Origin of the sequence: Campylobacter showae CSUNSWCD (genome assembly GCF_000313615.1) — a bacterium.
GTDB lineage: Bacteria > Campylobacterota > Campylobacteria > Campylobacterales > Campylobacteraceae > Campylobacter_A > Campylobacter_A showae_A.
This window is the reverse complement of record NZ_AMZQ01000021.1, coordinates 30,724-41,921: the sequence shown is the minus strand read 5'-3', so window position 1 is coordinate 41,921 and position 11,198 is coordinate 30,724. Positions and strand designations below refer to the sequence as shown.

Sequence of the window (11,198 nt, the reverse complement as noted above, 5' to 3'; positions counted from 1 at the left end):
TTTCAGGGTAACCATTAAACCCCCTTTAAACCCCCAAAATACGGCACTTTAAGCAGATTTGTTATACAGTTTGTTATACACTTGTTGATTTTGTTAGGCCTACACCGCCAAAGCTCTATTTCTCCAGCCGTTGGCGTAAATCCTAAATTTCGGATTTTTCTCGATCAGACGATTGTAATATTCAAGCTCGGCGCGATCGAATTGCTTGTCAAATCGCTCCTCGTCGTATCGGTTTATCGCCGCTAACGTCTGGTCGCCTACTATGCCGTCATTTACTACGCCTACCAACTGCTGCGCAACTCTCACGGCAGGTTTAACGCCGACATTGACGCCAAAAATAAACATCTCATTGGCTTTGATTTGGCTTGAAATTTCGTCAAGCCTCATCCTATCCCAATACGCCTCTTTGTAGAATGCTCGCACCTGTGCACGCAAATTCTCGCTAGCGTATAACGCGCGCGATATTTTCCTGGTATCCCCGCCAAGAGCCACTGCGCCTAGTATCTCGTCCCAGCCAGCCCAGTGCGGGTGGGCATCTTGGTATATTCCCATAAACGTCCAACTCTTTTCTGTTGGGTTTTTATCTAGCGCGTTCTCGGGTTTAGAGAATTCAAGTCTCATTAAAATTAAAAAAGCTTCGTTAAAATTTGCCATTTTTCGCTCCTTGTGTTAATTATTTTTCAAATTTTTAACGCTTTTCTCTGACGCGTTAAAATTTTCCTCAAAAAATATTCTCTCCTTATGCTCGCCTTTTTTGCCTATGTTAAAGCCCTCGACGGGGCGGTGGTAGCCCATTACTCGGCTCCATATGGTGCATTTCGTGCGCTTTTCTTGCAAGCTCTCTAATATCTCGCTATTTGTCATCTTCCCGCTCCTCGTGTCTAAAGCTTCCGCCGTAGTCCCCGTAGTCGTAGCTGTTGCCGTTTAGCCCCTCTATCTTTTTTTCTACGGCTTTATCTATCATCGCGGTAGCCCACTCCGCGCCTCTCCACGCGAAAAACCCGCCGACTGCTAGCGAAAACTTTGGCGCCTGCGTGAAGTAAAATGTCGTTTCATACGCTAGCCAACATACAAACATCGAGCTAGCCGTGCCTACGACTAAATTTACGAGCCTTTGCGCGCCCTTTTTACCGCTATTTGCCATATTTAGCAGTCCGCCCACTAGCCCCACTAAAATCACCCAAAAATAAAGCCCTATCTCCTCTATTACGTCATCCATTTTTCTCCCTCACTTAGTGACTAGCCACATTAGCAAGATTGATAAAACGATCTCGATAATAGCCTTTTTGCTTAGCCAAAATTTTCTAGCTCTAGTCGCCAACTCTATCATCTACGCACCCCTTTAAGAGTTCCTCGCAGGTTTTGAAATACTCCATAAGACCCTGCGCGCTTTGCGGATCGTTTGCCTCGAATTTCGGCTTTTGTGGCATTTTCGCAAGGCACGCAACGGGCGTTCTCACTTCTTGATAGACCGTTTTCGTGATGATTTGCGGCTCTTTGGCGCACCCGCCGAAAAATAGCGCGCAAATAGCTATCGGTGCAACTGTTCGGAAATGCCGAACAGTTCTATTTGCCTGCTTCATTGATTAACTCCTCGTAAAATTTGAGTTTCTTTTCGCACTGCGCGTCCTTAACCGGCACTTCTATTTTTTTGAATTTCGTCACTACGCGCTCCTGCGTCGCCACTACATCGGGCGGCTTTACGGTTAGCGCCTTGATTTTCTCGTTTTGAAAATCTATACGCGTATTGCACTCGCTTAAATTTGCCGCCGATACTTGGATAGCCGCCTCTTTTATCGCTAGCTCTTTTTGTGCCTGATCTAGCCCCGCTTTTGCTTCTTTGATGTCGTCTTTTAGCTTCCAAATTTCAACTCCAAGCCCTAGCATTACGCCCGCAAGAGCGCCGATTACGATTAGCCAAAGCTTGTTTGCGATTAGAAAATTCATCACGCCCCCTTTAGCAAATTTATGGTAAGCAAGACGGCCAAAATTATTGCCGCAATGACTACAAACTTGACCGCCGAGCTCATTGTTTTATCCTTTTAAACGGGTTTATCGCCCAAACCGTCTGAAGCACTTTCTTGTCGTTCTCTTCCATATACTCGGCTTTGTTGTCCTCACGCATTCCGACTATGTCCATTAGCTTCCAGCCTAGATAGATACGGCAGTACCATTTTGATTTGCCGTAGCGTATCTCGCGGTAGTAGCCAAAACGCTCCGTCCCGTCTTTCATCTTGCACGTTACGAGGCACTCGGTTGATTTTTGCCCTTTGTTGTATGTTGCTAGCGCGTCGCCTTGAGTGCGCACTGTGCCCGCGTCGATGTCCTCGACCTTGACGCCCAGATATTTCGCGCTAAATACGCCTATGCGGTTGCGGTATAGCCAGCAAAGGCGCGCAAAAAACGTGCGATTTTTGCCGTTTGGGAAATGCTCGTTTTTCCACCCATCATCGCCATTGATGCCGTAGTCTGGGTCATCAAACCACGCCGCCCATCTTGGCAGTTTTTCGCTCTCTTTACCGCAAAAAAGCAAAGCGATAGGCACGACGAGAAACTGCAAAATCTCAAGCGGTATCTCTACCGCTACGTTTTTTGCTATTTGAAGTTTTTGTTTCGCCGTGAGTTTCATCGTCATACCTTTCTGATTTTGCTTGCGCCTACGCCTGATTTGAGACGGAATTCACTGGCAGAATCTATCCCCGCGCTTACTACTATTTGACTTAGAGACGTTAAGCCTTTAAAATTGTTTGCCCCACTAATTTTTACTAATTTCCTCATCGTCAAATAAAATACGTTAGACAGGTTGCAAAAATTACCTTGCCCGGTTATAGTATGCAAACTTGGAAACGTAAAATCATTAACTACGCTAGAGTTGTTTGAAAAGCAGGTATTCTTAATGGTTTCTAGCGAAGGTACATCTATATTTGTTAATGTAGTTGTAGAAAAACTGTCATCCACTTCTCTTAGCAGAGGAGCTTTCAAGGTTTTTATATCCCCGCTTAGATTATTAAAGCAGCTAGCCCCAAGCGTCTGTAACGATTTTAAATTTAGCTCCGTCATACCAGGAGCGACCAAAACTAGAGAAAAATTATTAAAATTGTTTGCCCCGATTTTCGTAAATTTGCTAAAGTCTAGTTTGTTTTTGTGGTAGTTAGGAGCCTCGCAAATGTTTTGGTATGTTCTCGTAAAACTATTCGGAACCTCATTCCCCCACAAAACATAGTTCAGTCCGTTTTCTACCACTATCTTTGTTACTTCGGGATAGGGTTCTTCACCCTTGCCCCCGAAAAAAAACGCTCCTTTTAACATTACGCGGCCTTTATGAAAGAAATTAATACTTTGTTGTCGCCCGGGCGCACGAAGTAGCTAAAAAATACGTATCCTTGCCCGTACGTCGCTTCGCTTGGGTTTAGGATTACAAAGTCGCTTGAAAAGCCGGATACGCCTCCGCTAATATACACTAGCCCGCTTTGACCCGCCTCTCTATCTCCTGCCGTTATTTGCCCGCTTGCGCTACCCGTGAAATTTACGCCCTGCATAAAATCTATCGTATTGCTAGCGATGTTTTGCGCTTTTGTGTATTTACTTAGCGCGTTATCCAGTTGCCCGCGCGTGAGATAGTTTCCTAGCGAGCTAGACGTAACATACGCGCCTAGTTGCGATTTGAGCGCAAACGTCGGTTTGTCGGCGGCGTATGCCGTTAGATCCACTTTGCCGCCTAGAAGCGAGTTTATTTCACTCTTGGCGTATGTATCCGTCTGCGCGCCCTTTTTCTGGAAGGTATCTTCGATTTTTTTACTTGAATACGTCCTGCTCTCGCTTATAGCCGCGTCGTCTATGAAGCCGTTTGATACTATCTTTTTCATCTCTTCTAGCGTAGAGCTTGCGCTTGCTAAAGAGTTTTTCGCCGCCTCTATGGCTTGGGCTGCGCTCTGAGCCTTTTGCGCGGATTTTTCCGCATCGGCTTTTATGTTTTGCGCAGCGGCTAGTTGGGTAGTTGCCGCGCTAATAGCCCGCAACGCCTCGTCTTTGGCGTCGAGTATGGGTTGCGCCGAAAACGCGGCGTCCTGCACGGTCTTTGCCGCCGTTTCGACCGCCAAAGCCAACGCGTTAGCCTCGTCCGTAAATTTGCCTAACGCGCGCACGAATTTGTCCGCGTCCTGATTAAAGCTGCCCGGTCTTTCTACGCTCGGGGCGTCGGGTAGTTTAGTTATAGTTTTTGCCATTAGATCACTCCTTTTAAATTTATGCTTAATTCGCTTGTTTGGGCGTTGCTTATCACCACCTCTTTGTCCTTGAAATATCCGAATACCGCCAAACACTCAAACCCGTCCTCGCGCTCGTCGGCGATAAAAAGGTTTAGCTCGCCCGCCGTTCTTGCCAGCGTTTTTTCTACGAAATCCACTTGCGGGCTAGGCACTATGACTTTGACGGCGCAGTATTTAGCCGTAGCGCCTTTGCGAAGTCTCGTAAATCCCCAGTCGTCGGTAAATTCTTTTGAATAATCGATCATCGAGACGCTAGGCTCGTAAAGCGTATCGCCTAAAAATATCTTGCGACCTACGACTAAATGCCCGAGATTTGCGCCTTTTTCGTTGGGCTCTATCTTGATTTTTATTTGCCCGCCGTAGTCTACGTCGCCTAGGTGCCATACGTCGTTGCGGTAAGTGAAAGATGCACCAAAAAAGTATTGCCACCAGCTGGCGCTATCGTTTCTAGTCGCCAACGCCCGCTCGAAAATCAAAGCGTCGTTTTTATCGTAGATCAGGATTTTTGCTCCGTCCGCGTTAAAAAGCCCAAACGAATTTACGCTAGCCTCGGGGACGTTGATAACTATCTCTAACCTAGTATCGCTTTTTGTTTGGGTATTTACGTACTCGTCTTGAAACCTAGTAGGATTTGGGCTGCCCGCCTCCACCCACTCGTCCACGGTCATATTGGGCGCATTTTTGCCGCTGTTGGGCTTTGCGCAAATGTAGATTTTGTTAAGAAACAAAACCCTGTCGTCCGCCGCGTATGCTTTGTTTTCTTGCCACGCGGGAGTGTTTTCGGGCGGAGCGTTATTGCTCGCCACCGTATAGCTCGTTTTTTCGACTAATGTCATTGATTTGCCGCCTTTCTTAAAATTTGCTCTAAATTATCTATCGTTACCACTACGGCTTGCCCGTTGGTAGTATCTTTTTGTATCGTCGCGCTATCTTTGGCGTATTTGAGCAGTTCCTTTCCTACGCTAACGAATTCGCGCATCAGCCTGGTTTGTTCGCCGTTGTCGCTCGCCCCTACTATCTGCGCTCTTACCGCGCCGTTTTTGAGCGGAATTACTGCCTCGGCTCCCGCTTCGCCTATTAGCGCTCTTGTCGGGCGGGTCACTATGCCGCCCTCTGCATAAGGTTTTAACCCTTGACGTTTGCTCCACTCTATCCAGTCGTTTTTATTGCTTGACCCGGTGATCGCGGTTGCGGTTTTTATGATTTGCTCGCGGATTTGCTGTAAGCTCAAATTTTCCATTAGAGCCTTGCGTTTCCACGCGTCTAGCCCGCTTTGCTCTACGCTACGACCCAGTACATCTTTGTAGATAGCGTTTATGTCGCGGTCTAGTTGCGAGCTTAGCACCGCGCCGTTTGCGGTTACCGCGCCGTTATTTACGTTTGCTATCGCCCCGTTATAGTTTGGTACCGCCTTGCCGTCTTTTAGCGCGGCTAACGCCTCTTTTAGGTATCTTACTACCGGGCTATCGCTGCCAAGCAGTAGCTCCATAGCGTTGATTTGGTCGCTCGCGCCTTTTATCAAGGCTTCTTTTTGCGCTTCAAGCGCGCTTAGTTGTGAATTTGAGCTACTATTTAGCAAGCCCTCTAGCCGTTTTATCTGGCGGTTGATGTCATCAAGGCTAGCCGCGCCCGTTATGCCCTCTATTTCGCTCGCCATTTTTAGGATAGATAGCTTATATTCGGCATAACTTCCCGCGGTTTGTTTTAGATATTGCTCTTGTTTTGCTACCGCAGTATTTAGATTTTCATACGCCTTGCTGTCGTAGTCTTTGGCATTGTAGGCGATTCTTGCGCGCTCTAGGGCGAAACGATAGTTTAACCCGCTCGTGTTTTCGTCTATGACGCTGTCTCTTAGCTTCTGCGCGGTTTGGGCTACTTTTTCAAGGACGCTTTTTTGCTTGTTTAGCAAATTTAGCTGTTCGCGCTGCAAATTTAGGGTATTTTGCGCGGCTTCGGCTAGCTTTAGGGCGGCTATTTGCTTGCTTATCGCCTCGATGTCGCTAAAGCTCTTTAGCCACACCTCGCGACCGCCGTTTTGATTAGTGAAATTTTTGTATTCGCTGATTAACTTTACCAACTCCGCCCGCATTTCTACGTTACCGCGCGCCAAAAACTCCTGCATCTGCGCCGCGCTCATATTGTGAAAATACGTAGCCCACGCGCGCGGGTCGTTCGTGCTGCCGATTTTATTTATATCTTTCTTTTCTTTTTCGCCCAAATCGCTCTCTAGGGCGCCCGCAACGTTTCTTAGACGGGTGTAGACGTTTTGCAAAGATAGAAAATTCGTATCAAAGCCCAGCGCTTGGTAAAATCCGCCTTGCGTACTTGCTATGCTTTGGGTGAAATTTACCACCGCTTTGGTGTACTCGTCTTGGGCTTTTTTCGCCGCCTCGTAGGCCTTGACTAGGCCGTTTAGGCTGTCTATGTTGCTTTTTGTGAAGTCTGACGCGATAGCTTTGCGGTATGCCTGCGCCATACGCTCTACCGAAAGATCGGCGATACTTCCCATCTCTTTTGGTATATCAAGCTTCAAAGCTTCGGCTGCGTCCGTGAAGCTTTCAAAGGCTTGACGCATTGAGATTTCAACCTGCTTGATAGGATTTCTCACGGTCAAAAGCTCAAGGCTCTTGTAGCTATCTGCGATCGCTCCTAAACTCTCGCTCATTAGCTCGATGACCTTTTTGTTGGTCTTTTTCGCTTGCTCTTCCCAGTCTTTCCACATTCTGGAAAACTCGGGGTTGTCGACGAGTTTTTGATTTTTGTTGGTCTCGTCGCGAGAGAGATTTAGCAGGTCGTCTATTTTGCGGGAGCTTTTTAGGCCGAATATATTTCCGTCGCTAGCCTTGCCAAACTCGTCCCTCATACCGCGCGCCATATTATCTATCGCGCCCAACCCCGCCTTGCTCATCGCCTTGCTTACGGCGTCGTCAAGCGGTTTAGTTATGCGGTTGATGATGCTTGAGGGGCTAAATTTCATAGCCTTTTCAAATACCCCGCCTATTTTTCCTAGCAAGCCTTTTCGCTTCTTGCCGCCGCTCTCTGTTACCTCCGCCCACATCTGCTCGGCTTGCCCGGTCATTGAGCGAAGTATTGCTTTTGCAAAGCCCTCGTTTGCTAGGCTTTCGCCGCTATACTTGCCCATTTTTAGGGTTAGGCTTGCAAGAGCTCCGGCGCGGCTAGCCATCCTATCCATAGAGCGAAGCTGCGCGCCGATCTCTCTCATAGAGGTATCGTCTAGGTCGCTCATCTCGGTCCAGCTTTTCTTTGAGAACCAGCCTTTCTTTTGCATATCGATGTAGGAACGGATGTTTTGGTTGCTTAGCGCATCGCCGGCGGTTATGTCTTGAAGCACGGATATTCCGCTACCGGTCGTTTTTTTCTTACCAAACGCTCCGCCGATGAGCGCGCCGGCTACCGCGCCGATAACCGCGCCCCAAGGACCCATAGACGATCCCGCTTTCATACCGGCTATCAGACCGCCCGCGGCTCCTCCAAGCGCTCCGCCCGTGCTAGCGTAAGTGTTGGCTTTGAAAAGCTTGTCCCCGAGATAGCCTATGCCGTATCCAAGAGCCGCTCCGCCAAACGCCGACCCCGCCATATACGGAGCAGTGCCTGCAGAGCTAAACTGCGTAGCCGTTAGCGCGCCTTTGACCCCCGTGCCAAAGCCGTATACGCCTTGACCTAGCCCCGCGTATCCGTGCATAGATAGCCAGCTAGCAGCATTTAGCGCAGGCGTACTGGTAAAGCTTGAGATAAAGCCCGTATAGCCGCTGGTAAGCAAAGAGTATGCGCTTTGCAAATTTGAAACGGAGCTAAGCAAGCTCGTCGTGCTTTTGTCCAGAGCGTCCGCACCCCGAAGTATCTGCCCTGTACTTGATAGCTCTACCGTCGTGCCGCCGACCGATCCTATCCAGCCGCCGCTATCGTTTTTGGCTAGACCCAAATTTGAAGCGATAGAGGCCAAATTTGAGCCGCCGCCAAGCAATGCGCCAAAGCCGCCCGAAATGCCCTGCGACAAGACACGCGCATACGGGCTAATCAGATCGCGCATCAAATTCGTGCCGATGTCTTTGAGGGCTGTTTTTAGGCTTTTTGTTTTACCTATGAAAAAATTAAAAAAGCCGTCATCGACGGTTTTTTGCATAGACGAGACTGTATCAGCCCAGCTGTTTTTGATGTCTTTAAAGGCGGCTTTTGTGTGTTTGACGTACGGCTCGAGGTATTTTTTCTTTTGAATTTCGAGGTATTTTTTAGCGTCCTCTTCCGTAAGCCCTAATTTTTTGATTTCCTCTTTATATTTTTTGCTTTCGATCGCCCACGCTTTTTCATATTCGCCGATCGTTTCAAAGTATTTTTTTTCTAGTTCCTCTTTCTCTTTTAGGAATTTTGAATGTTCTTTTATGGCTTTATTGGCTTCTTCTTTATCTAGGGCGCTTATTAAGCTAGCGCGCGCTTTTTTGGCGATGTCTTTATTAACGCCGTCTTCAAGCCATTTTTTATATTTTTGATTGATGTCGTCGAGTTTTTTCTCGTATTCGCTCATCCCCACGCGCGCTATCTCGCGGTATGAAGAGTTTATATCGCCCAGGCTTTTTATATCTTGCTTGTTAAACTCAGCTATCTGCTTTGCCGTCTTTTCGCGCATGACCGTCAAGGCCTCGAGCGTATCGAGCCTCTGTTTTTCTTTCTCGGGGTCATTTAACGGTTTTTGCAAATTTTTAATAAGCCCGTCGATCTCGACAAGCTCTGTTTTTAGGCGTCCTAGCGTGGTTACGTTTTTTGCTTTTTCGCTTGCCTTATCTAGCGCGTCGTTTAGTTCGTCCGTTTTGCCTCGGACTAGCTCTGCAGTCTGGCTTACACTCTCGTTTCTGCGTTGTAGTTCTTGCGAGTACCTATTTAGCCCGCTTTGCGTAGCCTCTATCTCTCGCTTTAATCCGTCTATGTCGGATTTCGTTTTTGCTACGCCGTCGTCCGTTACGCCCAAGAAGTGCGCGAGGGAGCTAGAGTTAGGGTTATTTCTAAATTTACCGATATAAAATTCTCGTTTATCCGCAAATTCTTTTAATTCTTTCTCGTACTCTCGTAGTTGCACCTGCTGTTCGTCAAATTTCTTGGATAGTTTTATTTTTTCGTATTCGATCTCGTTTCTAGTTAGTTTTTTCAGCTCCTCATTTGTGCGGCTTAGTATTTTATTTAACTCATCGCCGCTAATCTTAGCGTCGTCCATACTGCCTTTTAGCGCCATAAACGCCTCAACCGCGCCGAATATGACGGCAACCGGGATAAATGTCCTAAACGCCGCCTTTAGTGCAAGCGTAGCGGTCTTGGCCTTATCTATGCTTATGCTTAAAAGCCCTAGCGCTTTTGTTTTTGCGCTAAGCGCTTGATTGCTGAGTAACGCAGATGCCGTCATAGCTTTTACGGCTTTATCGTATAGATTATTAGCTATCCTCGCGCCATAATAAGCCGCCCCCAGCGCCCCTAAATGCTTAGCCAGCTCGACGGCCGTATTTGCCGCGCCTACGATAGCGTCTTTATTCTCTTTGAGAAAAGTCGTCGCCTCTTTTATGCCGTCTTTGAAGCTATTAAACATCCCGCCCGTTAGGCTTCTGGTTAAATTTTCAACCTCACTCTTAAAAGCTTCGGTTACGGCCTCGAACGTATTGCCCGTAGCGTCCGCCATTTTGGCGAATTCGGCCGTTTTTTCCATCAAAAGGTCGTAGTATTTGCCGGCCTTTATAGCCTCTTGCGCAGCTTCTTTGGTTAGCCCCAAGCTACCCTCTAAAAAGCGCGTTAGCTCGCTTGAAGTCCATTTGCCAGAACCCACGCCGTCGAGAGTTCGTATCATCTGATCGACGTTTATACCGACTACGGACGCCATATTGGCTAATCCCTCAAACGCTTCAATACTTTGTTTTAGGCTCATATTCGAGTTGGCCGTCGAATAAAAACTTTTAAACATCTGCGCGGTTTGATCTAGGTTAAAGCTCGTTTTTGACGCGATTTTATTTAGGCTTTGCAGCGTATCGTCGGCTTTCTTGGTAGATAGCGCCCATTTTTCCTGCACGCCCATTAAACGACCGAGCGAATTTACGTTTGAGTGGCTCGCGCTGATTAGCCCGGTTAAAGAAGTTTTGAGAGTCTCGAAATCGGAGTTTATTTTTATAATACTGCCGCTTAGCAGATCGAATTTTTCTTTGCCCCAGCTTGCCGCGCTAAGGACGCCGCCTAGAATTTGGGTCGCATGGGCGGCCAAGTCTATTTCGGTTTTATACTTTTTAACGACATTAGCTGCGCGCTGTACTCCTGTTTCAAATTTGCCCGTGTTTACGTCAAATTCTGCTGTTACTTTGGCGGTTTTAGACATACTTTACGACCTTTACGGTAAAATAAGAAAAAAAGGAGTTAAAATGTATTTTGGCATTCCGCAAAACGCTAGCGTATTTGTTTTTTTGTTCGTTATGTTTGTAGCTTATAGAATTTACAAAAATATGGCTAGAAATAGCGCTTTGCACGATGCCGAGCTTAAAAGCGTAAAAGAGATGTATCAAAGAGGCTACGAAATACGCCTTAGCGATCTTAAACACGTTACGGCGGAAGAGCTCAACTCGCTTCACATAAAGTTTATTTTTTAAACACATCTTTTAATCTCTTTTCAAATTCCGCTTTTTTATCCGTCTTTCTACTAACCGTACTTGAAATTTTAAACGCTTCATACCCCAGCGGGTTCTTGGATAGATAACTATGTATCATTGAAGCAATGACGGCGAGCTGCACCTCTATCCTGTCAGACATAACCGGTTCAAGGCGCATATACTCAGCCCACGCCCTTAGCTCGCTATCGCTCAGTAGATAGTCAAGCCAAAACGGGTTGACGACGCCCAAGTGGGAGGCTAGCTTAAATCTAAACCTAACCTCGTCGTCGTCCAT

The 11,198-nt window shown here is 47.1% G+C and carries 12 protein-coding genes; 1 reads left to right on the top strand and 11 read right to left on the bottom strand.

The window, feature by feature from the left end; genetic code table 11:
• Positions 1 to 99: 99 nt before the first annotated feature.
• The 10 genes from CSUNSWCD_RS10790 to CSUNSWCD_RS10745 form a co-directional block, all read right to left on the bottom strand.
• Positions 100 to 654: a glycoside hydrolase family 108 protein gene (locus CSUNSWCD_RS10790; protein WP_009497341.1), complete on the bottom strand. Its 555-nt coding sequence runs from the start codon at positions 652 to 654 to the stop codon at positions 100 to 102.
• A 15-nt stretch (positions 655 to 669) separates the two neighbouring features.
• A complete protein-coding gene (nrdD, locus tag CSUNSWCD_RS10785; RefSeq protein ID WP_009497339.1) occupies positions 670 to 864 on the bottom strand; it encodes an anaerobic ribonucleoside-triphosphate reductase in 195 nt (64 codons plus the stop codon).
• Positions 854 to 1,219, bottom strand: coding sequence for a phage holin family protein (locus tag CSUNSWCD_RS10780; RefSeq protein WP_009497338.1), 366 nt, complete (start codon positions 1,217 to 1,219; stop codon positions 854 to 856). The genes nrdD and CSUNSWCD_RS10780 overlap by 11 nt, the downstream gene beginning before the upstream one ends.
• A gap of 91 nt (positions 1,220 to 1,310) precedes the next feature.
• A complete protein-coding gene (locus CSUNSWCD_RS10775) occupies positions 1,311 to 1,583 on the bottom strand; it encodes a hypothetical protein (protein WP_009497336.1) in 273 nt (90 codons plus the stop codon).
• Positions 1,567 to 1,947, bottom strand: coding sequence for a hypothetical protein (locus tag CSUNSWCD_RS10770; RefSeq protein WP_009497334.1), 381 nt, complete (start codon positions 1,945 to 1,947; stop codon positions 1,567 to 1,569). Before CSUNSWCD_RS10770 ends, CSUNSWCD_RS10775 begins: the two co-directional genes overlap by 17 nt.
• Before the next feature lie 79 nt (positions 1,948 to 2,026).
• Positions 2,027 to 2,629 carry a DUF7338 family protein gene (locus CSUNSWCD_RS10765; protein WP_009497332.1) on the bottom strand — a complete coding sequence of 201 codons (603 nt, stop codon included), beginning with the start codon at positions 2,627 to 2,629 and terminating at the stop codon, positions 2,027 to 2,029.
• Positions 2,630 to 2,631: 2 nt separating this feature from the next.
• Positions 2,632 to 3,309 (bottom strand): leucine-rich repeat protein, encoded by a 678-nt coding sequence (locus CSUNSWCD_RS10760; protein WP_009497330.1) that lies wholly within the window; start codon positions 3,307 to 3,309, stop codon positions 2,632 to 2,634.
• Positions 3,309 to 4,226, bottom strand: a complete 918-nt coding sequence (locus CSUNSWCD_RS10755) for a hypothetical protein (protein WP_009497328.1) — start codon at positions 4,224 to 4,226, stop codon at positions 3,309 to 3,311. Before CSUNSWCD_RS10755 ends, CSUNSWCD_RS10760 begins: the two co-directional genes overlap by 1 nt.
• Positions 4,226 to 5,104: a hypothetical protein gene (locus CSUNSWCD_RS10750; protein WP_009497326.1), complete on the bottom strand. Its 879-nt coding sequence runs from the start codon at positions 5,102 to 5,104 to the stop codon at positions 4,226 to 4,228. Before CSUNSWCD_RS10750 ends, CSUNSWCD_RS10755 begins: the two co-directional genes overlap by 1 nt.
• Entirely contained in the window at positions 5,101 to 10,635 is a 5,535-nt protein-coding gene (locus CSUNSWCD_RS10745) for a hypothetical protein (protein ID WP_009497324.1), read from the bottom strand. Before CSUNSWCD_RS10745 ends, CSUNSWCD_RS10750 begins: the two co-directional genes overlap by 4 nt.
• A gap of 43 nt (positions 10,636 to 10,678) precedes the next feature.
• Here CSUNSWCD_RS10745 and CSUNSWCD_RS10740 point away from each other — a divergent pair, with 43 nt between their 5' ends.
• Complete coding sequence (locus CSUNSWCD_RS10740) at positions 10,679 to 10,903, top strand: hypothetical protein (RefSeq protein ID WP_009497322.1); 225 nt, start codon at positions 10,679 to 10,681, stop codon at positions 10,901 to 10,903.
• Here the strand turns inward: CSUNSWCD_RS10740 and CSUNSWCD_RS10735 are convergent.
• The gene (locus CSUNSWCD_RS10735; RefSeq protein WP_009497320.1) at positions 10,893 to 11,198 is read right to left on the bottom strand and encodes a phage tail assembly protein T; all 306 of its coding nucleotides are present in this window, start codon (positions 11,196 to 11,198) and stop codon (positions 10,893 to 10,895) included. The two genes, CSUNSWCD_RS10740 and CSUNSWCD_RS10735, sit on opposite strands and share 11 nt — an antisense overlap.